Below are 23,327 nucleotides of genomic sequence, written 5' to 3' on the forward strand. Positions count from 1 at the left end.
AATTTCGGTCACGAGGTTAATCGTGATGAAAATCATCTGAGGTATTGAAAAGAGCGATTAGCTCATTTTGAATCTGACGAGATAAAATATCTCAATGTCACTCCGGTTTTTATACAGTCATACGACATGTACCAAAAACCTTCGCATTACTCACTCGTTGTTCAGTTTTCAAAGATCAAACTTTGTTTTCGTTACTAAGTTATTGTCCTTAGCAACTCTTATATCTTATCACATCCGAACCAACTTTGCAAGCACTTTTTTTAAGTTTCTTTTTCGAAGCTTATTTGCTTTGCTTGCCGCACCGTGTGTTTCTCGGTGTTTTCTTGGCCGGAATTAGAATATACCATGTACATTAACATTATGCAAGTACTTTTTTCAAAAAAAGTTCCCCTTCATATTTCCGATCACTGAAACGACTCATACTCACCTTCATTGAAATGATTCGGTTTAGCCGGACATCCGCCTCATCGAAGGAAACATCATATCCGGCCTTGTCTCCGATCGCTTTCCTTACCCATGCACAATCTCTACAATATTCGTTTGCCTAATATAGAAGCAATTAATTCAACACCCATTCTTGCAGTTTGCCTGTTGATGTCATAAAACGGGTTTACCTCGACTAACTCCATAGAAGTTACCCGATTCGTCGCGGCCAGCAGTTCCAGCGCAAAATGAGCCTCGCGACCACTCAATCCACCCGGTACGGGAGTACCCACGCCAGGCGCCTCACGGGGATCCAGGCAGTCCATGTCAAAACTGACATGAATGCCGTCCGTGCCGTTTCCGGCCGCGGACAACGCCTGTTCAACGACATGCTGAATGCCCATTCGATCGATATCTCGTAAGGTGAAGCTTAGGATTCCAAGCTCCCCGATCTTTTCTTTTTCATACTCGTCCAGATCTCTTAAACCTACATATACAAGGTTTGTATGATCGATGAACGGTCCGGCTCCAGGGATACGGGATATATTAAAAGACGAATGGCCCAATGCCGCGGCCAAACCCATGCCGTGCATGTTTCCTGACAGACTTGCCTTCTCCGTATTTATGTCCGCATGGGCATCAAACCATATGACTCCCAGCTTCGCATATTTTGCGGTCAATCCGGCGATCGTGCCGATTGCAACACTGTGATCTCCGCCAAGGACAAGCGGGAAGGAACCTCTGGTCACGGCGCCGGAAACTGCGGCGCACACATTTCTGCTCATCTGCTCCACCTCAGCCAGATACTTTGTACCATCCTGGCCAGGCTTTGCGGAACTCTCCATCAGACAATCCACTCGTATCTCTTCAGAAACCACATAACCCAACCACTCCAATTCCCGCTTCAATCCGGCGGCGATCAATTCGCCGGGCCCGAACTCCGCTCCCCTTTGCGCGCCACCAAGACCGAAGGGCACCTTAACGACGGCAATCTGCCGGACACCCGATCGTACCGATGTTTCCGGCTTTTCGAGTTCCTGACATCGTTCAACATGCTCTTCCCCCATGGAAGCTGCCTCCTTGTTCTTCATTATTGGAAGTAATAAGCGGCGTTCTCTTCCCATCCCCAATCTATGCGTTAACAAAAGCCCGTTCAATCCGCTCCACAGCCCAATCGATTTCCGACTCCCTGATCGTCAGCGGCGGGGCGAACCGAATCGTCGTTTCATGCGTTTCTTTGCACAATAAACCGGAACGCATCAATTTTTCACAGAACGGACGCGCAGGAGCATGCAGCTCCATTCCAATGAATAGACCTCTTCCGCGTATTTCGCGAATCCATCGATTCCGGACACTCTGGAGCCGCTTCATAAAATAGTTCCCCAAGCGCTCTGATCGCTCTGCCAACCTCTCGTTTTCATATACTTGCAGGGCGGCAACGGCCACCGCGCAAGCAAGCGGGTTGCCGCCAAACGTCGACCCATGCGAACCCGGCTCGAACAGATCCAAAATTTCGGACTCGCCGGCTACGGCGGAGATAGGCATAACGCCTCCCCCCAGCGCTTTGCCCATAATCCATAGATCCGGCTCCACCCCCTCCCAATCCGACGCAAACCTCCGGCCTGTTCTGCCGAATCCGGTCTGGATTTCGTCGGCCATCAGCAGAACGTTCTGCGCCTGGCACAATGCCATCGCCTGCGATAAATACCCGTCAGGCGGTATAACAATCCCCGCTTCTCCTTGAATGGGCTCTACGAGAAATGCTGCCGTATATGGCGTAATGGCCTGCCTGAGCGCTTCGATGTCACCGTAAGGAACAATGCGAAACCCTGGAGTAAACGGACCAAAGTCCTTTTTATATGAAGATGAAGAAGAAAAAGAAGTTACCGTCAGGGTCCGTCCGTGAAAGTTGCCTGAGCAAACGATAATTTCAGCTTGATCTTCCGGTACGCCTTTGACGCGGTAAGCCCATCTGCGTGCAGCCTTAATCGCCGTTTCAACCGCTTCGGCACCGGTATTCATCGCCAAAATTTTTGATTTGCCCGTGAACTCCGACAGCTTTCGGTAAAATGTCGCAGCCGCACTGCTGTGGAATGCTCGTGATGTCAGCGTGACCAGCTCGGCTTGCTCTTTCAGCGCCTGCACGATCGTCGGGTGTCGGTGACCATGATTCATGGCCGAGTATGCGCTCAACATATCCATGTACCGATGCCCTTCCGGATCCTCCACCCACACCCCCTCCGCCTTGTCGATGACGATCGGGAGCGGGTTATAGTTAGGCGCAGCGTGCTTCTCAGACCAATGAATAAACACTTCTGATGTTGACATATGTCCCATCACCAACTTTTGTTGATTTGTATACAAAATACAATATCAATGTATGCTGTGCCTCGCCGGATTACGACTCCTTCGCCTTTTTTATGCCATAGCCTACTGATTCCATAATCCTCAGCCTGAGTAGAGCTCCCTTGACCGCTCTGCCCGCTTGCCCAACTCCAGTCCCGGTGTTAATATGATTTAAACTTCAGCCACTCGAACGGACACTGCACCGGGCTCTGTGCCCATGCGCATATCACAATATCACGGTTCATGGAAGGGGATTCGATATGAACGTACCCAAATACCGGTCCTTGAAAGACCATGTCTACGAATATATCGCCGAAAAAATACAGAACGGCGCATTGCTCCCTAATCAGAAAATCAATGAAGCGGAGATCTGCAAGAAACTCGACATCAGCCGAACTCCGACAAGGGAGGCATTGTTCCAACTCGCATCGGATAACCTTCTGCAATACATCCCGCGCAGAGGATTCATCGTCACGCCCTTCGATGCCGCCAAAAAGCTTGAATTCTCCCAAGCCATCGGAGCATTGGAGGCACTTGCCGGAACTCTGGCGGCAGACCAGTTAACCCATGCCGATTTGCTTGAAATGGAGGCCTTGATCGCAAGAATGGACGAAGATATCGCCAAGCTCAATCTTCCGGCCTACAATAAAGATCAGTACCAGTTCCACCATTTGTACATTCAGCGCTGCGGCAACGCTACCGTGATCGAAATGCTGAACATGCTGAAAAACGGATTTATCAGGCAGTCTTATGCAAGCGAGGACAAAAACAGACTCTTCAGCATACTCCGCGAAGTCAATGAAGAGCATCGCCACATTTTGGACGCATTCAAAGACAAGGATAAACCTTTATTGGAATCCTTGCTGAAGCATCACTGGCGTATCATCGATAACGACATGTTGTAATGCAGCGCATAACTAGACCATATAAAAAAGCATTCCAGCCGCTGAAGCTCCTCGTCTGTTAGTTACAACAGGACAGAGCCCAATACGGTTGGAATGCCTTTTATCTTTTATACCAAGAATGTGCTTATTGAAAACTTCATTGTTTTGCATTCATGTAATCGTCCACTACTGGCGCACTCGCAGCAAATACGGCATAACCCAGGCGCCTGCCATACTTCGCAAGCAACCGGTCATTGAGGCGACTCATTCTCTTCATCTGCACGTCTTCATACAGATCCGGGTCCATCTCCCGCAGGGGATCATGGTCGATTCTCCACCTTCCAATTGAGGAAGAACGTTCAAGCACCTTCACCGTATCGAACCCGGCTTCCTTAAAGTACTCCTTCCATCTGGTCACCGTAGCGAGCGTTCTTAACCCGAAAAACCGCTTCAGTTCCTCCGACATTTTATCGGATCTGCTTCCCGACAAAGTCATCTCCCGATCAATCAGCAGACCGTCCGGCCTCAGTACCCTCCTATACTCGGACAGGGCGCGGCGGCGCCGCATAAAAATCGTGACCGACTCCACAAATACAATATCGAAACTGTCATCCGGAAAAGGCAATGCTTCGCCATCAGCTTGAACAAAACGGATATGACGCCGCTCTCGCCTCGCACGCCTTACCGCTTTCTCCAGCATCCCTCGATGCCGATCCACGGCCGTAACCCGATATCCCGCCCGATCAAGCAAACACGCCGTCCGTCCTGTTCCACACCCAACTTCAAGCACACTTCCATGCGCAGGCAGCGACAACGAACGAAGCAGTTGGACCGTTGCCGCAAATCCCCCAGGATGAGCACTCCCCTCTCCAAGCTTTGCCAGCATATCATGATAGTCCATAACTTCATCCCCCTCCTCTCCAGTGTATGGACCAACGCCAAAAACGGCACATCCCCATACGTTTTACGGGTACACACCCATACCAATCCCGCCGGCTTTTACTATGATATACAAACCGTTGATTTCAGGCGGCAATTCGCAACGCGAAGGAGGATATGCATGCACAGAATTCATCCGATCTGCGAAGAGACGGTGTCACCGCACATTGGACGTCCGGTTTGTCTCATTATGAAAGACGGAAAGCACATGTATGGCGCACTGGGCGGCTTTCGGGATGGAAAAGTTTACCTGAACAACTGCTTCGAAGGTCCGCGTTTGTCTTCCGTTAAACCCGGACAACAACTTCGCAAAAGCCGCAAAAAACGTACGGCTGGAAAAAAAGTGAATTCCTCGGCCTACGGACCTTATGGTTATGGACCTTATGGATCTTATGGACCTGGATATGGGGCCGGTTATGACCTGGCACTCGTAGCCACATTGCTGCTGATCCCGTTCTTATTCATCTGACCTCGGCCTTCCCCGCTCGCCATTCCAGCCTGAAAATATCAAAAAAGCATGGTCTCCATCGTTAGCGATGGGGCCCATGCTTTTTCTTTGAATCGTCGTTGGTCACGCCAGCAATAAAAAAAACACCTCGCTAGAGGTGAGAAAACGATGCTATATCCGATTTCACTTGGACATCGTTGTCTTTGCAGGGTTCGTCGAATTCTCAAGCAATGGCAGCATTCTCGTTGTGCTAACCATCTCAGAAGTACATATCGGACAAGTTGGTACGCTGTCAAACGCAAAATTGTCCCGCATCCATCCTTTGCACGTATCGCTCGTACATTCCCAGATTGCCGCATCCGCTTGCGGAATCTCTTCAATCGGTTTTTTGCGATTATACATGACTTCTACCCCCTTTTGATATTGGAAACACATCCTGCAGACGTTATTTCACAGTAGCAAAAAAAGAAAAGCTGCCTTTAATCATTATAACATGTTAAGGGCAGCTATGCTTGAATTACAGTTTTACAACTTCTTCTGCTTGAGGACCGCGGTTTCCTTGTACAATTTTAAATTGCACTTGTTGACCTTCGTCCAGCGTTTTGAAGCCTTCGCCTTGGATTGCGCTGAAGTGTACGAATACATCTTCTCCGCCTTCAACTTCGATGAAACCGAAGCCTTTCTCAGCGTTGAACCATTTAACTGTTCCGTTTTGCATGTGAATTACACCTCCAAATCAAAAATTAACATGTTCCTTTGTTCTTTGCACAAGCAAATAAAAATTCACACATTATAAAAGGTACCAGTCATAACTTCCAAGTGATCGCCCTTTACAATATGTGAATTAGGTTTGACACTTTTTATCAACTTTCTTGTATTATACCTCTACTTCTGCCAAAAAGCAATTCCTGTATTTTGTTTTCAAACAGCTATGGAAATACATGTTATTCGTCTAACCCGGAAAAGGTCACCGCCGCGCTTACCACGCTTCGTCTTATGAAAGGATATGCAGATCGAAACCAATTTATACATTTATTTCTGATCGAATTTTGAACTGCATATCCAAAGGATGATTTTACTTCATCATTGCAGGGCCCTGTTTGGGTTGACTGACGCTCGAAGAATCGGCCCGAAGGCGGAGCACCAACCAGATCGCGTGAGCGGCCAACACAACAAGAACAAAAATATCGTAAGGAAGCGAGCCTTCCCCTTGATGGTCATCCCCCAGAAATTGAATCAGGTTATGAACAAAATGGAAAAAAATAAGCGGCCAAATATTCCCGTTCAGACTCATAAGCAGGGCAAGAACCACTCCGACCAACAATGCATATACCAGTTGCAGCAGGGTATCGCCCAGACTCTGGCCCGACATGGCGTTCATGATATGCGTAACGGAGAACAGAACGCTGGAAACAACTGTAGCCGCGACTACGCTTTTGCGCAACAAGATCGTAAAAATCAATCCCCGATAAATCGTTTCTTCAACGAAAGCGACCAACAAGGTAAAGAAAATAAAAAAGACCGATTTGGAAAGGGTCAATTCTCCGAACCCCTTCAAAAGCAGCGTGCCCAGCAGAAGGAGCAGCGGGATATAATACATCCACTGCCGGGCCGAAATCGTTCGCAACGAGCGAAATCCGATCAAACCCCATCTGCGCCGGAACGTCAAATAGATTATCAGCACGACCGCGATCGGCGTGAAAGACATCCATACAGGCGCGGTATAGTCCATTTCCCGAATGGTAGCGACGGCCCCGGCGGCAAAAACAGCCAGCAGCAGAAGCAATTCGATAATGACCACAGCGAGTATGGGCCTGCGCCCGGAAAAAGATTTACTGTCTTGGGACTGGGAAACCAACATAAAAATTCTTCCCCATTCGTTTTCTTTTTTCGTTGTCATGCGAATTGATAACCAACAATAGTTGTATCACATATTCCACAATATGTATATCGTAGATTGGATTAAACTGCAAAAGTAACAAAATAGAGACTTTCTTGGGACGTGATTACCCTAAAATCAGGTAAGATTCATTGCCCTTCAAGCCATTTCACATAAAATAATGATACGGATGCAGGGTTGACGCCGTTTCCGAACGTCTTCTTAGGCAGAAGACATCGGGATTCATGGTTCATTCAGAAAAACAATCAGGGGGTAATTCATGAAAGCACTCTTTAAGCGCTGGTGGCACTTGCTTGCGATCCTTTGCGTTCCGCTTCAGGGCTCCATCTACGTCCTGCTGGGCAGGAATACAGGCAGCGATGTCTTTTACAATTATGCGTTGATCGATACTAAAATTCCGTTTATCAAAGAATTCATATATCCGTACGTAAGCTGGATGCCAATCCTGTATCTAGGCTTTTTGTATCTGGGCATAACCAACAAATCCCTGTTCTGGCGAGCGTTGTTCACGTATAACGTTGGCGTGATTGCCGCAAACATCTGTTTCGCGGTCTTTCCTACGCACGTTCCCCGTCCGGTTGTGGAGGGCAGCGACCTCAGCAGTTTGCTGGTACAGTTCATTTACAGCAATGACGCTCCATACAACTGTTTTCCGAGCGTTCACGTGTTGACCAGCTATCTGCTGTTCATCATCGTTCAACGGCATCTTACGTTCAAACCGCTGGCCAAAATCTCCTGGTCAGTGTGGCTATGGCTCATCATTGCATCGACCGTGTTCGTGAAGCAGCACTCCCTGCTGGACGTAGCCGGAGGCATCGCGTTCGCGGAAGCGGCCTATTGGGCGGTCCATGCTTTTGCCGGCCGCAAAGAGCGCGCACAAAAAACAGCCAAGCAACCGCTTGGTGCGTCGGGGACAAAGAGTACAAGCGGCAGTGCGTAATACGAATTCATGATTTGCGAGGGCGATATGCCCTCTTTTTTTATGCAATCATCTGCTTATATCGTTGGCGGGCGTTCCTGCAACAGGTCTGATGGGGATGTTCCCGTAAGGCGTTTGAATATGCGGTAAAAATAAGAGAGGTCCCGGTAGCCGAGAAACTCGGAAATTTCCTGCACGGAGAGCCGGGACTCCGTCAACATGTACATGGCCCGTTTCATCCGCTGATCATGCACGTACTGGCTGATCGTTTGATTCGTCATGCTTTTGAATAATGCCGCCGCATAATTGGGCGTCCTGCCGATCGCATCCCCAAGCTCCTCTTTGGTCACCTTTTCGCGATAATGCCGTTCGATGTATCGTTTCATCCGCTCCGCATGCACATGTTTCTCGGGCGGGATCACGCCCCGGTCCACTTCCCGATTCACGTAAATTAACACTTCCGTCAATAAGGCTTGGCTCATCATGACATAATAAGATGGCCGTTCCTGCCACTGCTGGAGAATCGTTTTCATGCGTTCCAGGATAAGTTCGTAACAGCCCGGTTTATGCCGCAGCGTTTCCGGTTGTTCCAACATCGGCAATTCACCGGAAGCAGGACATTGCAAATGGACGACAATCTGGGTGTGGGTAACGGTCGGGATGCTTTTGCCGTAGTAAGATACGCTCTCCGGGATCAGCAGCAGTTCTCCCTTTTCCATGATCTGTTTCTCGCCGTTCACCCAATATACACATTTTCCATAGGTGACCAAGCTGAGCCGCCAAGTCCCCCTTGATGGCACGCCCTTTTCGTACCAGCCGACACTGTTGATGTGCCGCACTTCTAGTGGGGTAATCATAAAACACCTCGTCATTGGACTATACTCCAATCATTGTACTATAGTTCATATTCGGATTCGACAGAAAACGCTACAATGACCCTATAAGCAAAGGATATGAGGAGGAAATAACATGTTGAAAACAAAAATTATTTGTACCATGGGACCTGCTTGTGACTCCATTGAAACGTTGAAGGTAATGATTCAGGAAGGCATGACAGTGGCCCGTCTGAACATGGCGCATGGCGAGCTCGAGGATCATGTTGCACGGATCAACAACATTCGCGCGGCTGCTTCCGCGCTGAACAAATATGTGCCGATCATGATGGATATCAAGGGACCTGAAGTGCGTATCGGCAAATTGAAAGAGGCTTCCTGCCATCTGCAGGCTGGCAAAAAACTGACGCTGACCACGGAAGAAATTCTGGGCGATGCCGAACGGATCTCGGTAAACTATCCTGAGTTGAATCTCGTGGTGAAGCCAGGCGACCGCATTCTGATCGACGATGGTCTGGTGGATCTGACGGTCACTTCTGTCGAAGGCACCGAAATTCATTGCGATATCGTTAGCGGCGGCATTCTGAAACCTCGCAAAGGCGTAAACTTGCCAGGGATCAAAACGACCCTTCCGGGCGTAACCGAACGCGATGTCATGCATATCGGATTCGGGATCGAAAACGATATCGAAATCATTGCGGCTTCCTTTGTGCGCAAGGGCGACGATATTCGCGAAATCCGCAGCATTCTCAAAGAACGTGGCGCCGAGCATGTTCAGATTATTTCCAAAATCGAAAACCAGGAAGGCATGACCAACCTCGACGACATTATCGAAGCATCGGACGGCATCATGGTTGCGCGCGGCGATCTTGGGGTCGAAGTGCCGATCGAAGACGTGCCGATGATGCAAAAAGAAATGATCGACAAATGTAACCGTGCCGGCAAACCGGTCATCGTGGCCACGCACATGCTGGAATCGATGCAGGTCAACCCGCGTCCTACCCGTTCCGAGGTGAGTGACGTAGCCAATGCCGTGCTGCAAGGTGCAGACGTAGTCATGCTGTCCGGCGAGTCCGCTGCGGGTAAATATCCGATCCCATCGGTCCGTACGATGGCTGCCGTTGCGCGCCGCGCCGAAACGATGATCGACTATAAGGAACAATTCAATCAGAAATCGGCCCAACAGGTGGCTAACATCACTGAAGTCATCAGCCAAGGTGCCGTTAGCTCTTCGCTCGTGCTGAATGCAAAAGCGATCATTACTTCCACCGAGAGCGGATTTACGGCGCGCATGATCTCCAAATATCGTCCAAAAGCGCCGATCATCGCGGTCACGCAGCATGAGAAAGTGCTCGCAAAAATCTGCCTGCTCTCCGGCGTTATTCCGGTGCTGGGCGACAAAGTGACCACGACGGACGAAATGTTCGAATCGTCCACGCGCAACGCTATCAAAACGGGTTACATTGAAAAAGGCGACATCATCGTGCTGTCTGCGGGCGTTCCGATCGGTCAATCCGGCAATACGAACCTGATCAAGGTCCTGCAAGTATAATCCCATATACAAGCAAGTGAATAGCAGCGCGCAAAAGCAACCCGGCCTCACGGGTTGCTTTTGTTCGATTACGGGTCAGCCGGGTTATGCCGGTGGGCCTTTTTTATTTGCAGCTGGAAGCAGAAACTCATCGTCATTTCGCCATAGTCATCGAAGGCCGCTTTCGATATACTGGGATAAGTTGGGTTTACGGATAATTATTGAAACATGCAGGGGTGAAACCAGAAAGGATAAACCGATGAACGAAACAACCAACATTATGGGGATTCCCTTCCCCAACGTAAATATGGAACAAACGTTATCCTTATTAGGCGATGTTATTCAAGGAAATGATGCCACGCTGTTTCACGTTATTACAGGCAACCCGGAAATCGTCATGTCCTGTCAATACAACGACCGCCTACGCTCCATTGTCGATCAGGCAGGGCTCGTTACGGCTGATGGAGCGGGCATTATCATGGTTTCGAGGCTGCGTGGAGGTAAGTTGACCGAACGGGTCACCGGCTGCGATCTGCTGTTTCGCCTGTTGGAGGAGGGCGATCGCCAACGTTGGTCTTTCTACCTTCTCGGCGCGGAAGAGCATGTAAACGCAAGATCGGCCGATATCATCGAAAAAAATTATCCCGGCGTCTCGATATGCGGACGTCATCACGGTTTTTTTACGGAGGAAGATGAGCTGCGTATTGTGGAAGAGATCGGGGCGGCCAAGCCTGACTTTCTGATCGTTGCCCTAGGCGCGCCTTACGCCGAGGAATGGATACACCGATATCGGGATCGGTTGCAGGCCCGCGTGGCCATCGGCGTCGGAGGAAGCCTCGATATCGTGGCAGGCAAAACAAAACGTGCCCCGGCTCTATGGCAGAAACTCCATCTTGAGTGGCTGTATCGCCTCATGCGCCAGCCTTCCAGATGGCGAAGACAACTCATTTTGCCGCGCTTCGCCGTTCAGGCATTGCTTTTCAAAGAAACCAAACGACAACGATCCTGATGTATCCGGGGTCGTTGTTTTTGTTTGATTGGGTATTCGACCAACTATGCATTCACACAATTTAATTGCCCAAAACTTTTTCGCTTCCGATTTAGAGTGCCAGACCTTATAATGAAGCAGAAGCCAATAAATTACATTGAGAGAAAGTATGGTGGTTCGTTTGATCAGCATGATTTTCGTGGCTCTTGTAGCCATTGAGCACATTTACATTTTAGTAATGGAAATGTTTATGTGGACTAGTCCACGTACAATGAAAACGTTCGGAACCACGCCGGAATTCGCCGAATCCACGAAAGCACTCGCAGGGAATCAGGGGCTGTACAACGGGTTTCTCGCCGCAGGACTGATCTGGGGACTCGTTCATCCGAATGCGGCTTTCGGACACCAGATCCAGATCTTTTTCCTGGCATGTGTCGTCATCGCCGCTCTATATGGGGGTGCAACAGCTTCCCGCTCTATTATTATCAAGCAGGGTCTGCCTGCAATCATTGCCCTGTTATTGGTTCTCTTCCTCCCGTAAAGGGGAAATGGCCGACCGGTCATTACAAGCGTGCCTTGGATATGGTATGTTAGGGTCATGGCATGGACATGCCGATCATTGTGATGAATTCGGGAAGGAGAACGTCTCATGGGACTGTTTGACAAACTTAGACGACGCAAAAAGGAAACCCCGTCGACCTCTGGAGCGACAGAGCAAGCGCCCTACAATGAAACGATCGTCGGTTTCGTTTTGCTCGAGCGCCTGGACTGCGATTTCGATGCTTTCATAGACACGATGAAACGCGAATGGAACATTGAAATTGCGGAGCGCCCGGAGGAGGGAAATCTTTTTTTCGAAGTGGATGATATGCAGGTCGTATGTGCCCACATCGAAGCACCGATTCCAGACCGTGAAGTGGAGGAGAACGCCAAACTGAATGTGCTCTGGCGCGAAGCGGAACAGGTAACCTCACGACATCAATCGCAAATCATCGTATCGGTGCTCAATGCAGATGATCCGATCCGCGGACATGTGTTGTTTACGAAAACAGCTTGTGCGCTGCTGCAGTTGGATCACGCCCTGGCCATCTACACGGCACCAATGGTTGCGGAAGCGAATAAATACGTAGAGACAAGCCGCTCACTGAAAGACGGCGAGCTGCCAGTGTCGCTCTGGATTTTTATCGGGCTGTATCAGGGACCTGAAGGCTCATCTGCCTATACCGCAGGACTCCGCAACTTCGGTAAGAAAGAAATGGAAATCGTTCATTCCCAGCAACATATAAGTGACGTGTTCGAGATGATGTTCATGACCATGACCTATGTCGTCGAAAACAACGTCACCTTGCACGAAGGAGAGACCCTCGGGTTCTCGGCCGAGCAAAAGCTGCCGATCACCCTTACCGAAGGAGTTGCCGTCGAAGGCAGCAGCTTGAAAATTGGATTTTAAATGTACAATTCCATATAATAACAAAAGGGAAAACGACGACTTAGCCGCGGTTTCCCTTTGTTATGTGAACTTGTCCTCTCTTCAATCCTTGAAATACTGTTCCATCCGGGACCAGTTCATCGGCTCATCCACTTTATAACTCGTCAGTGCATCCCTTGTTGCGGAAGCATCGAATATTTCGATGTGCTGCTTGTCGTAAAACGTGATGTTGAATCCGGACGATTCCCTGCCCTCCTTATTGATCAATAGTCTCCATTCGTAGTAATAAGGTGATGCTTCTTCGCTGAGGCTCGGGCGATCGGCCCGCTTCAATCCGTGATCTTTATAATCGTTCAGCAGCTTCCTGATCTCCTCAGCGTCTTCAATAACACGTTCCTCGTCAGCTTCGTTCCCTGTTTTGGATATTTGCCGGATTTCCAATCGTTTAAACCGATCCAGCATCCCAAAATGCTCCAGCACTTCAGCCCGAAACGTCGTGTGACGTTGCTGATTGATGTATATCGGTATCATAATTGCAACTATTGCCATCAAAATGACAGCAATAATGATGCCTCTTTTTGTCCTCAGCAAAATCCCCTCACTCCATTTGCATATTTTAAGAATGATTCATGTAACTGAAGTAAATGTTCATATTTCCCAGTATACCATTAAATCTTATATCACTCGTTCAACAAGTTCGAACGAATCGACGTAAGTTATGAGGCACTGCGCCGAAAATAAAACAAAAAATGCACCTCCGACTGTTAGAGTGTGTCTAACAATCGGGGTGCATTTCACGCCTTGCTTGAGCGTGATCTCGGCTTGTTTTTTGATTGGATTGCACTGCCCGAGCGATTATGAGCGGGCCTTGGCCGTCGATTCCCGAACAACCAGCTCGGGCTTCAGGATCATGTTCCGGGCAGGCTGCCTTTCCTCTTTGAGCTCATCGATCAGCAAATCCACGGCATGGCGCCCAAGTTCCTCGATCGGCTGGGCGATCGTGGTGAGCGGCGGGCTGGTCACCGAGGCAAGGATCGTGTTGTCAAAACCAACGACAGACAGTTCCTCCGGTACCCGCAGCTTCAGTTCTTTGGCGGCTTGAAGCGCTCCGATGGCCTGCATGTCGTTGCAGCAGAAGAGCGCCGTCGGCCGAGGGGATGCGCCGAGCAGCTGCAGCGCGGCCGCTTTGGCTGCGCCGGGCTCGATTGCAGACTCCAGCACTCGCTCTGCTGCCAGCTCATGCCCTGCTTGCTCCAATGCTTCACGGAAGCCGCGCACCCGCTCGCGGCTGCTGCTCACCCCCGCTTGCTCCGCCAGAACCGCCATGCGTTCATGCCCAAGCTCCAGCAGATGACGCGCCGCCAGGGCCCCGCCCAACCGGTCATCGATTGCGACGGTGTGCACCTCCAGTGTCGGCAGGTGCCGGGCAATCAAGGCCACGGGAATGGACTGCTGCAGGAGCGGCGCCAAAATTTCGGCATTGCTGATCCCTGTTCCGATCATCATGCCGTCGACTCTTTTTTGCTGTAACAGGTTCAAATAGCGCTCTACCCGCTCGTCCTTGTTGTCCGTACTGCAAATAACGACGCTGTAGCCCAATTTGCGGCTTCGATCCTCCACCGCCCTGGCAAGTTCCGCAAAATACGGATTGGATATATCGGGTACGAGCAGCCCAAAGGTGTACGTCTGTTTGCCCGTCAGAGCCGCGGCGATGGCGCTGGGCTGATAGTTCAGGCGCTCCATGATTTCCATGATCTCGGCACGCCGCTTTTCGCTGATTTTGCCTTTGCCGTTAATGACTTGGGAGACGGTTGCAATAGATACCCCGGCCTCCCGCGCAATATCGTAAATGGTTGCTTTCATCGAGATTCCCCATTTGGTTTCGTTTACATCCCATTATGCAGGCGGATGCCCCCATAAGCAACATGAGTCGGCATGGACTGTCATGATCCGCCCATCCAGCTCAGGCACAAGCTGTATCCTAACCGGCATAACGGCAACGAAGACGGGTGTGAATTATTTAGGCTGCATCAGCCAATCGTGATCCGGATCGTTGCGAAACTTCCAAATTCGTGTCGGGCCGGCCATCACGTTGAGATAATACACGTCATACCCTGGAGGAGCGCCTACCGGATGATATCCGCGAGGAACCAGCACGACTTCTCCGTTGTTCACGGCTAACGTCTCATTCAAGGAACGATCATCGGTATACACGCGTTGAATGGCAAACCCTTGCTCGGGCTCCACGCGGAAGTAATACGTTTCCTCCAGCAACGATTCTTCCGGCAATGCATCCTGATCGTGTTTGTGCGGCGGGTAGCTGGACCAGTGGCCGTTTGGCGTAAATACTTCCACCACCAGCAAGCTGTCGGCTTCCTTCTGCTCCGGTAAAATGTTATGGATTTGGCGTTCCAGGTTTCCGTAACCGCGTCCCTCCACGCCGACATCCTCGGGCGCAATCAGCCGTGCCGGATAACTGCCTTTTCCCGGGGCCGCGCAGATGGCCAGCTCCAACGCTGTTCGTGCCGTAATTTTTACCCGATCCAAATTTGGAACATACACGGAGTACGGGGGAATTTTTTCGAAAACGCTCATGCGTTTCCCCACATGCTCCCAGGTCTGTTCTCTGGTGGAGACGTCCCCCACCCCGCTGAGAAAGACGATGCATAACTCCTGATCGCCGCTCTCCCGCGTCAGCGTCTGTCCCTTCGCCAGTTTCGCCACTTGGAAACCGACATACTCCCATCCGGCAGTCTCCGGGGTTACCGTCAGGATCGTTCCGTCTTCGTCAGGCGTGCTCTTCGGTTTGATGATGTATTCCGACATTTGTGGATAACACTCCTTTCCATGAACTTGGAAGCATTCAATATGCCCATGATTGCCGATCCTTTATTTGCAGCATATCTGTGATCCGGCTTTTCGTTCCAATGATTGACGTTCTTCACAAAGAAACCGTCTTCGATCCGACGGGAGCCCCCGGCACTTCGCTAAGCTTGACCGGTCTTCCCTGCTGCATCGACATGCGGGCCGCCAGCGCAATGCGCTCTGCCTGCACGGCGTCATGACCGTCAACCAGCACCGGCACATCGTTTAGAATCGCGTCGATAAACAGAGCCGTTTCCTGCACGTAAGCTTCGTTATACCGCTCCAGGAAAAAATGCAGCGGCTTGTCGCGCATCAGACCTGCCGCCGTGCTGATCTCGGCTGTGTTCGGATGATCATTGGCCGCGGCGACGCTGCCGAGCGATCCGAACACTTCAACGCGCTGGTCATAACCGTATGCCGCCTGGCGGCTGTTATCGATGACCCCAATCGCGCCGTTGCTGAACGTCAGGGTAACAATCGCCGTATCCACGTCGCCGTGTTCGGCAAAGACCGGATGAATCAGCACATTGCCCTGCGCATATACTTCTTCCACTTCGCTGCCCGTCAAATAACGGGCCATGTCGAAATCGTGGATCATCATATCCATGAAAATGCCGCCCGATACCCGAATGTATTCCGCCGGAGGCGGGCTGGGATCCCGGGACGTGATCTTGACGATGTGCGGGTCCCCGATGGCACCCGATTGCACATGCTCCCGTACCCTTCTGAAATTATGGTCGAACCTGCGATTGAACCCGATCTGCAGCTTCACGCCCGATTGCCGGACCGCCTCCACAACAGAACGGGTCTGCGCCAGATCCATGCTGACCGGCTTCTCGCAGAAAATATGTTTGCCTGCGCGCGCCGCTTGTTCCATGAGCGGCACATGGGTGTCAGTGGACGAGCAGATCAGCACCGCGTCCACGTCGGACATGGCCAGCAGCTTGCCGCTGTCCGTCGTGACAACCGGGATGCCGCGTCCTGCGGCCCAGCTCTCCAGTTCGGGCCCTGCATATAGATCGCTGATGCCGACGATTTCGGCATGCGGGTTGCGGAGCAGATTGTCGGCATGGATTTTGCCGATCCTGCCTGCTCCGATAATTCCGATTCTCACCTTGTCCTTCGTCATTCGTTTATCCTCCCCGTATGCGACTGGACATACTGCAACCATTCAAGGAGCGGAGCTTCTTATGACGCGAATCATCATTCCACCACGGATCGTAGAGGGGATGCTTCGCAAAAACGCCGTTCCATGCACGCATGCAAGTATGCACTTGCGCTTTAATGCGTTTGGCTTGCCGCCGATTACCAGCGGGCCGTCACCATTTTTTTGCGTGTATAGAACTCGACGCCGTCGGTGCCATTGGCATGCAGATCGCCGTAGAAGGATTTTTTCCAGCCCGAGAACGGGAAAAACGCCATCGGGGCAGGTACGCCCAGATTAATGCCTAGCATGCCCGCATCGATCGTTTCCCGGAACTGCCGCATGCTCGAACCGCTCTGCGTGAACAGGCATGCCCCGTTGGCAAACTCGGAGCGGTTCGCCAGCTCGATCGCTTCCTCCAGCGTAGCTACTCTCGCAATCGAAAGCACGGGCGCAAAAATCTCGTCCCGCCAAATTTTCATCGTGCTGTCCACGTCATCGAAGATGGTCGGCCCGACGAAATACCCCGATGCTCCGGCCGCTTCATCCTTCCGGCCGTCACGGATGAGCTTCGCCCCTTCTTGCTGTCCGGACTCGATATAGCCCAGCGTGCGCTCTTTGTGCGGACCGCGGATAACCGGGCCGAGGAATACGCCGTCATGCATGCCGTTCCCGATCGTGATCCGGTCGGCGGCATCCGCCAGTTTCTGCACGAGCGCGTCCGCCACGTCGCCGACGGCAACGACGACGGAACAGGCCATGCAGCGCTCACCTGCGGAGCCGAAAGCGGCGCTCGTGATTTCCTTCACCGTCAGGTCCAGATCGGCATCCGGCATGACGATGGAGTGGTTTTTGGCACCGGCGAGCGCCTGCACCCGTTTGCCGTGCGCGGAGGCAGTCGTGTACACGTATTCGGCCACGGGCTGTGAGCCGACAAACGAGATCGCTTGAACATCCGGGTGTTCAAGCAGCCCGTTCACGACGTCGTGCGCGCCGTGAACGACGTTCAGCACGCCGTCCGGAAGCCCCGCTTCCTGAAACAGCTCCGCCAGGCGGCATGCCAGCAGCGGTGTACGCTCGGACGGCTTCAGGACAAAGGTGTTCCCGCACGCGATCGCCAGCGGGAACATCCAGCACGGTACCATCATCGGGAAGTTGAAGGGGGTGATTCCCCCTACAACGCCGATAGGGTACCGGTACATACCCGATTCGAGCCCTGTGGCGATATCGGGCAGTTGTTTGCCCATCATGAGATTCGGAGCGCCTGCCGCGAATTCGACGCATTCGATGCCGCGCTGCACTTCACCGTAAGCTTCGTTGTAGCTTTTGCCGTTCTCCAGCGTAACCAGCCGCGCCAGCTCCTCCCAATGCTCCACCAGCAGCTGCTGGTAGCGGAACAGAATGCGCGCGCGCCGCGGAACCGGCGTTTTGCTCCACGAGGCAAACGCCTCCTTCGCACGCTTCACGGCAAGATCCACGTCCGCTTGTTCGGACAACGGAACGAGGGCGATGACCTCTTCCGTCGCCGGATTCACCACCGGCTCGTTGCGGTCGCTTGCCGGACTAGTCCAGGCACCCCCGATCCAGTTTTGCACGATTTTAACGCCCGTCTGCGTTGAAGTTTCATTTCCCATCATCCTGTTCCCCTTTCAACGGTGTTCTAGTCGGTATACTCGTCTCTGCTGCATAGCAACCCTGGCTCTGGCGTTGGTAGCGGCTGTCGATGTCTACCTCTTACGAACCTGATGCACGCTATTCGGCGAAACTTCGACCATCTGGAATTCTAACGAACATGAGAAGCGTTATTTGCCCCATTTATGCTCTTGTCGCAGCTAATTCCGGTAAATAACGCCGCTGAAGTTCGTTAGGATTAGACAGCCTCCATTTTCGAGGGAATAAGGTGCCTCATGTTCGTTACATTTTCCAACCACATTGTCACAGCCTTTGAAACTTCGGCCATCCTCTATAAAGTTGCTGGAGTTCCTGCCTGAACCGGAAACCAAATTTTCCTGACCCAGCCTCACACATTCCAGCAATATCATCCTAAATGGGCTTGCGCTACTTCTTGCCTGCGTCACCATTCAGGGCACCGTAATCTCGCCCCGGTTGCAGCGCTCAATATAGTCGTTGACCTGTTCTACTGTCGGCATCGCATCCGAACAGCTATGGCTGGAAATCACAATGCATGCAGCCGCACTGCCGTAACCCATGCTTTGCTCGATCGTCCAGCCCTGCATCAAGCCGTACAGGAAACCGGCAGCATAGGAGTCGCCCGCGCCGAACGTCTTCACCACCCGCGCCGGATAGCTGTCCGCACGGTGGGATTGGCCCTCCCTCGTATAAGCGATGGAGCCTTGCTTGCCGTGTTTGATGACGACGATCTTGGCCGAAAAATCAAACCACTTCCGGGCCGTCACCTGATCGCTGCGGTCCGGGTTGTGGTCGAATGCCTCCATCATGTCGAACTCCTCGCGGGTGCCCAGCAAAATGTCGCATTTCTCGGCCGCAAGGTTGTAGTACACCGCCGTCTCTTCCGGCGACGTCCACGTGTAAGGACGGTAATCGAGATCAAACACGATCACCACCCCATGCCGCTTCGCATACGCCAAAGCCTGAAACACCGCTTCGCGGGAAGGATTTTGCGCCAGTGCCGTGCCCGAAATCAGCAATACGCGCGAGTCGGCGATCAACTGCTCCTGCACCTCTCCGGCGCGCAGCTTCAGATCTGCTACGTTGTCGCGGTACATGAGAATGCTGCAATCGGTCGGGCTTTTGATCTCCGTGAAAGCCAGCCCCGTAACCGCACCGGTATCATCAGTAACTACATTGGACGTATCGATGCCGTTGTTCTCCAGGTAGCGGTGAATGAACCGCCCCATCTGGTCGTCCGCGATTTTGCCGACAAAAGCCGTTTTCAAGCCAAGACGGGACATCCCGATTGCAATATTGGCGGGCGAACCGCCGACATACTTCGTAAACGTCATCGTGTCTTCCATCGGACGGTTGATTTCATTGGCGTTCAAGTCGATGCACAGGCGGCCGATCGCCGTGAAATCCATTTTCCGCGAAGCGGGGAAATCAACGTAGTTCATGTGAGCGGGCTCCTTTCCGTATCGTTTGGCTCCCGGACAAGAGAATCGATATACGCCAGGGAACGCTTTGCATATTCGTAAGGGTTATGCACTGCCGGGTCCTGCTCCCCTTCAAGCATCGCCCATCCGTTGTACCCTCGGGAAACGAGCTCCTGCACAATGGGGGCAAAGTCGATGCAGCCGTCACCCGGGACCGTGAATACTCCTTTGCGAATGCACCCCACAAAATCGCTCTGCTCCGCCCGTGCCTCTGCCAGCACTTGTGGACGGACATCTTTGAGGTGAATGTAAGCGATCCGGTCATAATGCTTGCGCAGCACTTCCAACGGATCGGCTCCTCCGTAATAAGCGTGCCCTGTATCATAGAGCAGGTGAACCAGGGCAGGATCGGTCAGCTCCATCAGCTTATCGATCTCTTCCGGCTGTTCTACCGCCGTGCCGCCGTGATGATGATACGTCAGCTTCAAACCATGCTCGCGGGCAATCTCCCCGGCGGCGTTTAGCCCTTCCGCCAAGGCTTGCCACTCCGGCTCTCCCAGCCTCAGCACCTCTTTTTCATGGGGCGTGCGCCGTGGGTCGAAATGCAGGGAACCGCCCACCTCGCATGTGCTGATCACCGTGCTGCCCATGGACTGCAAAAATTCGGCGTGGCGGCGGTAACCGTCAAGTTCGGACTGCCGATAGGAAGGATCGGAAAACAGCACCGACTTCCACTGGGATACGAGGCGGATGCCCCGCTGATCCAGTTCCTTCTTAAGCTCAATCCGATCCGTCGGATACTTGCGCCCCATCTCCGTGCCCGTCAGCCCGAGACGCTGAATGTCGTCCAAAATTTGTTCGCACGTCGTATCGTTGCCGTGTTCCTTCACATCCTCGCCGACCCAATTGATCGGATGAATGCCGATCCGAAATGGAAGCTTGCTCATATATTCCCGTCTCCTTTGCGATTAGATGAGCCTTGCTTTGGCGCGATTCCGCCGCATGGCGCCGTGTGCTTCTACCACCTTGCCCTCTGCGGATACTTCGGGAACGCCCACGTTCCACCACGATTCATAACCGCCCGAGTTGGTGCCAGGCACCACCGGAATTTCGATCAATGTCGTGACCGTCTCGGCCTGCGCCGCTCGAAGCGCCTGTTCCAGCTGCTCCGCATTCTCCGCCCGATAACCCTTTGCACCCAAGCTGCGGGCATGGGCGGCGAAATCCATCGGCATGTACTCCCCGGTCAAACGTCCGGATCCGGCCTCGCGATAGCGGAATTCGTTGCCGAACCCGTCGCTGCCGTGCTCCCGCTGCAAATTGTGAATGCATTGGAAGCCGTTGTTGTTGAACAGCAAAATCGTCATTTTGCGTCCTTCCTGAAGGCTGGTCACCAATTCGGAGTGCAGCATCAGATAACTGCCGTCGCCAACCAACGCATACACCTCACGATCCGGCTCGGCCAAGGCTACCCCAAACGCGCCGCTCACTTCGTAGCCCATGCAAGAAAAGCCATACTCCATGTGGTACGTCTTCGGCTCGGCCGACCGCCACAAACGGTGCAGGTCACCGGGCAGGCTCCCCGCGGCGCAGACGATTACGGATGAGGATGGAATGGCGTCGTTGATGATGCCGAGCGCGTGCGTCTGCGCCAATCCCGCCTCATGCTTGAGCGCATACAGCCGATCGACCTCGGCATCCCACTGTCGACGGAGATCCGCCACCTCGGATGACTCGTATCCGCTGCGATATTTCCGCAGTTGAAGCGCCTCCTGCAAAGCCTGAAGACCCTCCCGCGCATCGGCCAGCACCGCTTCGCCGCCGAGCTTCGCGGCATCCATGCCGTTCAGGTTGATATTGACGAAGGATACGTCGGGATGCTGGAAAGCAGACCTCGACGCCGTCGTGAAGTCCGAAAACCTCGTGCCGACGCCGATGACAACGTCCGCTTCCCGCGCCAGCCGGTTGGCCGCCAGCGAACCGGTTACGCCAACCGCTCCCACATTGAGCGGATGGTCCCATGCCAGGGCGCTTTTGCCGGCTTGCGTCTCGGCGACCGGGATGCCGAAGGCTTCGGCGAAGGCCGCAAGCTGCGCGGACGCCTCGGCGTACAGTACGCCGCCGCCTGCGATCAGCAGCGGCCTGCGTGCGCGGGCGATCTGCTCAGCCGCCCGCTCGAGGGCGGCCCGGACCGGGGGACGCCGGTCCAGGTAGTGCACCCGCCGCTCGAAAAATGCCGCGGGATAATCATATGCCTCGGCCTGCACGTCCTGCGGGAGCGCCAGCGTCACCGCGCCCGTCTCGGCCGGGTCGGTCAGCACCCGCATCGCGTTCGACAACGCCGTCATCAATTGCTCCGGCCGTACGATGCGGTCCCAGTACTTGCTTACGGCTTTGAACGGATCGGTAGCGGAAATGGTGTAATCGCTTCCAACTTCAAGCTGCTGCAGCACCGGGTCAGGCTCCCGCGTAGCGAAATTGTCTCCCGGGAGCAGCAGCACAGGGATCCGGTTGACCGTAGCCGTCGCTGCAGCGGTGATCATGTTCAAGGCACCCGGTCCAATGGACGTGGTGCAGGCATAGATTTGCCTGCGGTTCTTCTGTTTGGCGTAGGCTGCTGCGGTATGCACCATGCCCTGCTCGTTTTTGCCCTGCAAATACGTCAGGCTGCCGGGGCTGCGTTCCAACGCTTCCCCGATGCCGGTCACGTTGCCGTGCCCGAAAATGCCGATGACGCCTTTTACGAACTTCGTTTCCTCGCCGTCCACGGAAATGTATTGCTGGTCGAGATAGCGGAGCAATGCCTGAGCCATCGTCAGCCGAATCGTTGTCATGGATGAATCGTCTCCTTTCCCTTCATGGGTTAAGCGCTTAATCTACGTTAAAGTTAAGCGCCTTACCCCTGAAGGTTAAGCGCTTAATTCACATGATATTACAGCCGTATCATTTAGGCAAGTATTTTTTGTAAGCGTTTTATTACAGAACCCATAAAACGCTTTTCCTCTTTCACAGACTCGCCAAATTACGGCCTGAATCTTCCCATCACGATCGTATCATGGTACGTTCCGTCCGCATGCCGCCTGTCGTTATGCAGCACGCCTTCCACCTCAAACCCCGCCTTCTCGTACAGGGCTCGCGCCTTCGCATTGGCAGCCAGCACGGTCAGCGCCACTTTCTTAATCGCCTCTTGTGCATCCGCCCAACCAAGTGAACATTCCAGCAGCCGCGTACCAATCCCGTACCCCCAATAATGCTGCGCAACGCCTACGCCGAATTCCACCTTATGCGCAAACCGCTTCAATTCGCTCCCTTCGCATCTCGAATATCCCACGATCTTCCCATCCGCCACAGCCACCAAAAACAGATTTCGCGGCTTGATCGTATCCCGGGCAATCAGATCTTCAAAACCGATGGCATCGATAAACGCTTCACCCGGCTCGCGATCCATATGTTCGGTCTCCCCGTCAATCCGCAAGCGCAGTGCCGACAACGCTTCTCCGTCTCCTTCCTGCGCCGAACTGATCGCAAATGTCTTGCCCTTTGACTGAAACCGCTGTTCTTCAATTACCATTTCCTCATAACTCCATTTCGTATTCTATTCAGCATG

The 23,327-nt window shown here is 52.7% G+C and carries 23 protein-coding genes; 7 read left to right on the top strand and 16 right to left on the bottom strand.

Annotated features, from left to right (window positions below; all coding sequences use genetic code 11):
• Positions 1-527: 527 nt before the first annotated feature.
• On the bottom strand, positions 528-1,490 hold the full coding sequence (gene rocF, locus L6H98_RS24275; protein WP_236420268.1) for an arginase: 963 nt from the start codon (positions 1,488-1,490) through the stop codon (positions 528-530).
• A gap of 64 nt (positions 1,491-1,554) precedes the next feature.
• Positions 1,555-2,751: an ornithine--oxo-acid transaminase gene (gene rocD, locus L6H98_RS24280; RefSeq protein WP_290371488.1), complete on the bottom strand. Its 1,197-nt coding sequence runs from the start codon at positions 2,749-2,751 to the stop codon at positions 1,555-1,557.
• 278 nt (positions 2,752-3,029) lie between these two features.
• On the opposite strand from rocD, the gene L6H98_RS24285 reads away from it, so the two are divergent.
• The gene (locus L6H98_RS24285; RefSeq protein ID WP_236420270.1) at positions 3,030-3,674 is read left to right on the top strand and encodes a GntR family transcriptional regulator; all 645 of its coding nucleotides are present in this window, start codon (positions 3,030-3,032) and stop codon (positions 3,672-3,674) included.
• Positions 3,675-3,810: 136 nt separating this feature from the next.
• On the opposite strand, the gene L6H98_RS24290 is transcribed toward L6H98_RS24285, so the two are convergent.
• Positions 3,811-4,554, bottom strand: a complete 744-nt coding sequence (locus L6H98_RS24290) for a class I SAM-dependent methyltransferase (RefSeq protein WP_236420271.1) — start codon at positions 4,552-4,554, stop codon at positions 3,811-3,813.
• A gap of 159 nt (positions 4,555-4,713) precedes the next feature.
• On the opposite strand from L6H98_RS24290, the gene L6H98_RS24295 reads away from it, so the two are divergent.
• Positions 4,714-5,061, top strand: coding sequence for a hypothetical protein (locus L6H98_RS24295; protein ID WP_236420272.1), 348 nt, complete (start codon positions 4,714-4,716; stop codon positions 5,059-5,061).
• A 162-nt stretch (positions 5,062-5,223) separates the two neighbouring features.
• Here the strand turns inward: L6H98_RS24295 and L6H98_RS24300 are convergent, their stop codons facing one another.
• The 3 genes from L6H98_RS24300 to L6H98_RS24310 form a co-directional block, all read right to left on the bottom strand.
• Complete coding sequence (locus L6H98_RS24300) at positions 5,224-5,442, bottom strand: cold-shock protein (RefSeq protein WP_236420273.1); 219 nt, start codon at positions 5,440-5,442, stop codon at positions 5,224-5,226.
• 115 nt (positions 5,443-5,557) lie between these two features.
• Positions 5,558-5,758 (bottom strand): cold-shock protein, encoded by a 201-nt coding sequence (locus L6H98_RS24305; RefSeq protein ID WP_236420274.1) that lies wholly within the window; start codon positions 5,756-5,758, stop codon positions 5,558-5,560.
• Positions 5,759-6,115: 357 nt separating this feature from the next.
• Positions 6,116-6,901 (bottom strand): CPBP family intramembrane glutamic endopeptidase, encoded by a 786-nt coding sequence (locus L6H98_RS24310; RefSeq protein WP_236420275.1) that lies wholly within the window; start codon positions 6,899-6,901, stop codon positions 6,116-6,118.
• Positions 6,902-7,199: 298 nt separating this feature from the next.
• On the opposite strand from L6H98_RS24310, the gene L6H98_RS24315 reads away from it, so the two are divergent.
• Entirely contained in the window at positions 7,200-7,880 is a 681-nt protein-coding gene (locus tag L6H98_RS24315; protein WP_236420276.1) for a phosphatase PAP2 family protein, read from the top strand.
• 56 nt (positions 7,881-7,936) lie between these two features.
• On the opposite strand, the gene L6H98_RS24320 is transcribed toward L6H98_RS24315, so the two are convergent.
• A complete protein-coding gene (locus L6H98_RS24320) occupies positions 7,937-8,716 on the bottom strand; it encodes an AraC family transcriptional regulator (RefSeq protein ID WP_236420277.1) in 780 nt (259 codons plus the stop codon).
• Between the two features lie 112 nt (positions 8,717-8,828).
• Here L6H98_RS24320 and pyk point away from each other — a divergent pair, with 112 nt between their 5' ends.
• From pyk to L6H98_RS24340, 4 genes are all read left to right on the top strand, one after another.
• Positions 8,829-10,244 carry a pyruvate kinase gene (gene pyk, locus L6H98_RS24325; RefSeq protein WP_236420278.1) on the top strand — a complete coding sequence of 472 codons (1,416 nt, stop codon included), beginning with the start codon at positions 8,829-8,831 and terminating at the stop codon, positions 10,242-10,244.
• 238 nt (positions 10,245-10,482) lie between these two features.
• Positions 10,483-11,232, top strand: a complete 750-nt coding sequence (locus L6H98_RS24330; RefSeq protein WP_236420279.1) for a WecB/TagA/CpsF family glycosyltransferase — start codon at positions 10,483-10,485, stop codon at positions 11,230-11,232.
• A gap of 148 nt (positions 11,233-11,380) precedes the next feature.
• Positions 11,381-11,752, top strand: coding sequence for a DUF1304 domain-containing protein (locus tag L6H98_RS24335; RefSeq protein ID WP_236420413.1), 372 nt, complete (start codon positions 11,381-11,383; stop codon positions 11,750-11,752).
• A gap of 108 nt (positions 11,753-11,860) precedes the next feature.
• Positions 11,861-12,661 carry a DUF4261 domain-containing protein gene (locus L6H98_RS24340; protein WP_236420280.1) on the top strand — a complete coding sequence of 267 codons (801 nt, stop codon included), beginning with the start codon at positions 11,861-11,863 and terminating at the stop codon, positions 12,659-12,661.
• Between the two features lie 81 nt (positions 12,662-12,742).
• Here L6H98_RS24340 and L6H98_RS24345 read toward each other — a convergent pair whose 3' ends face one another.
• The 9 genes from L6H98_RS24345 to L6H98_RS24385 form a co-directional block, all read right to left on the bottom strand.
• A complete protein-coding gene (locus tag L6H98_RS24345) occupies positions 12,743-13,102 on the bottom strand; it encodes a hypothetical protein (RefSeq protein ID WP_236420281.1) in 360 nt (119 codons plus the stop codon).
• A 393-nt stretch (positions 13,103-13,495) separates the two neighbouring features.
• Positions 13,496-14,503, bottom strand: a complete 1,008-nt coding sequence (locus L6H98_RS24350) for a LacI family DNA-binding transcriptional regulator (RefSeq protein WP_236420282.1) — start codon at positions 14,501-14,503, stop codon at positions 13,496-13,498.
• Between the two features lie 153 nt (positions 14,504-14,656).
• Entirely contained in the window at positions 14,657-15,466 is an 810-nt protein-coding gene (iolB, locus tag L6H98_RS24355; protein WP_236420283.1) for a 5-deoxy-glucuronate isomerase, read from the bottom strand.
• A gap of 115 nt (positions 15,467-15,581) precedes the next feature.
• Complete coding sequence (iolG, locus tag L6H98_RS24360) at positions 15,582-16,634, bottom strand: inositol 2-dehydrogenase (RefSeq protein ID WP_236420284.1); 1,053 nt, start codon at positions 16,632-16,634, stop codon at positions 15,582-15,584.
• Between the two features lie 176 nt (positions 16,635-16,810).
• The gene (locus tag L6H98_RS24365) at positions 16,811-18,286 is read right to left on the bottom strand and encodes a CoA-acylating methylmalonate-semialdehyde dehydrogenase (protein ID WP_290371489.1); all 1,476 of its coding nucleotides are present in this window, start codon (positions 18,284-18,286) and stop codon (positions 16,811-16,813) included.
• A 444-nt stretch (positions 18,287-18,730) separates the two neighbouring features.
• Positions 18,731-19,741, bottom strand: coding sequence for a 5-dehydro-2-deoxygluconokinase (gene iolC, locus L6H98_RS24370; RefSeq protein WP_236420285.1), 1,011 nt, complete (start codon positions 19,739-19,741; stop codon positions 18,731-18,733).
• On the bottom strand, positions 19,738-20,667 hold the full coding sequence (iolE, locus tag L6H98_RS24375) for a myo-inosose-2 dehydratase (RefSeq protein ID WP_236420286.1): 930 nt from the start codon (positions 20,665-20,667) through the stop codon (positions 19,738-19,740). Before iolE ends, iolC begins: the two co-directional genes overlap by 4 nt.
• Positions 20,668-20,688: 21 nt before the next feature.
• Positions 20,689-22,554, bottom strand: a complete 1,866-nt coding sequence (gene iolD, locus L6H98_RS24380; RefSeq protein ID WP_236420287.1) for a 3D-(3,5/4)-trihydroxycyclohexane-1,2-dione acylhydrolase (decyclizing) — start codon at positions 22,552-22,554, stop codon at positions 20,689-20,691.
• 188 nt (positions 22,555-22,742) lie between these two features.
• The gene (locus L6H98_RS24385; protein ID WP_236420288.1) at positions 22,743-23,291 is read right to left on the bottom strand and encodes a GNAT family N-acetyltransferase; all 549 of its coding nucleotides are present in this window, start codon (positions 23,289-23,291) and stop codon (positions 22,743-22,745) included.
• Positions 23,292-23,327 lie beyond the last annotated feature (36 nt).

It is taken from the genome of Paenibacillus sp. JJ-223 (assembly GCF_927798175.1).
GTDB classification, from domain to species: domain Bacteria; phylum Bacillota; class Bacilli; order Paenibacillales; family Paenibacillaceae; genus Paenibacillus; species Paenibacillus hubeiensis.

What these genes read in the sequence shown, in the direction of transcription:
- rocF (WP_236420268.1), bottom strand. Translation starts at nt 1,490, where the DNA reads ATGGGGGAAGAGCATGTTGAACGATGTCAGGAACTCGAAAAGCCGGAA.
- rocD (WP_290371488.1), bottom strand. Translation starts at nt 2,751, where the DNA reads ATGTCAACATCAGAAGTGTTTATTCATTGGTCTGAGAAGCACGCTGCG.
- L6H98_RS24285 (WP_236420270.1), top strand. Translation starts at nt 3,030, where the DNA reads ATGAACGTACCCAAATACCGGTCCTTGAAAGACCATGTCTACGAATAT.
- L6H98_RS24290 (WP_236420271.1), bottom strand. Translation starts at nt 4,554, where the DNA reads ATGGACTATCATGATATGCTGGCAAAGCTTGGAGAGGGGAGTGCTCAT.
- L6H98_RS24295 (WP_236420272.1), top strand. Translation starts at nt 4,714, where the DNA reads ATGCACAGAATTCATCCGATCTGCGAAGAGACGGTGTCACCGCACATT.
- L6H98_RS24300 (WP_236420273.1), bottom strand. Translation starts at nt 5,442, where the DNA reads ATGTATAATCGCAAAAAACCGATTGAAGAGATTCCGCAAGCGGATGCG.
- L6H98_RS24305 (WP_236420274.1), bottom strand. Translation starts at nt 5,758, where the DNA reads ATGCAAAACGGAACAGTTAAATGGTTCAACGCTGAGAAAGGCTTCGGT.
- L6H98_RS24310 (WP_236420275.1), bottom strand. Translation starts at nt 6,901, where the DNA reads ATGTTGGTTTCCCAGTCCCAAGACAGTAAATCTTTTTCCGGGCGCAGG.
- L6H98_RS24315 (WP_236420276.1), top strand. Translation starts at nt 7,200, where the DNA reads ATGAAAGCACTCTTTAAGCGCTGGTGGCACTTGCTTGCGATCCTTTGC.
- L6H98_RS24320 (WP_236420277.1), bottom strand. Translation starts at nt 8,716, where the DNA reads ATGATTACCCCACTAGAAGTGCGGCACATCAACAGTGTCGGCTGGTAC.
- pyk (WP_236420278.1), top strand. Translation starts at nt 8,829, where the DNA reads ATGTTGAAAACAAAAATTATTTGTACCATGGGACCTGCTTGTGACTCC.
- L6H98_RS24330 (WP_236420279.1), top strand. Translation starts at nt 10,483, where the DNA reads ATGAACGAAACAACCAACATTATGGGGATTCCCTTCCCCAACGTAAAT.
- L6H98_RS24335 (WP_236420413.1), top strand. Translation starts at nt 11,381, where the DNA reads ATGGTGGTTCGTTTGATCAGCATGATTTTCGTGGCTCTTGTAGCCATT.
- L6H98_RS24340 (WP_236420280.1), top strand. Translation starts at nt 11,861, where the DNA reads ATGGGACTGTTTGACAAACTTAGACGACGCAAAAAGGAAACCCCGTCG.
- L6H98_RS24345 (WP_236420281.1), bottom strand. Translation starts at nt 13,102, where the DNA reads ATGCTGGATCGGTTTAAACGATTGGAAATCCGGCAAATATCCAAAACA.
- L6H98_RS24350 (WP_236420282.1), bottom strand. Translation starts at nt 14,503, where the DNA reads ATGAAAGCAACCATTTACGATATTGCGCGGGAGGCCGGGGTATCTATT.
- iolB (WP_236420283.1), bottom strand. Translation starts at nt 15,466, where the DNA reads ATGTCGGAATACATCATCAAACCGAAGAGCACGCCTGACGAAGACGGA.
- iolG (WP_236420284.1), bottom strand. Translation starts at nt 16,634, where the DNA reads ATGACGAAGGACAAGGTGAGAATCGGAATTATCGGAGCAGGCAGGATC.
- L6H98_RS24365 (WP_290371489.1), bottom strand. Translation starts at nt 18,286, where the DNA reads ATGATGGGAAATGAAACTTCAACGCAGACGGGCGTTAAAATCGTGCAA.
- iolC (WP_236420285.1), bottom strand. Translation starts at nt 19,741, where the DNA reads ATGAACTACGTTGATTTCCCCGCTTCGCGGAAAATGGATTTCACGGCG.
- iolE (WP_236420286.1), bottom strand. Translation starts at nt 20,667, where the DNA reads ATGAGCAAGCTTCCATTTCGGATCGGCATTCATCCGATCAATTGGGTC.
- iolD (WP_236420287.1), bottom strand. Translation starts at nt 22,554, where the DNA reads ATGACAACGATTCGGCTGACGATGGCTCAGGCATTGCTCCGCTATCTC.
- L6H98_RS24385 (WP_236420288.1), bottom strand. Translation starts at nt 23,291, where the DNA reads ATGGTAATTGAAGAACAGCGGTTTCAGTCAAAGGGCAAGACATTTGCG.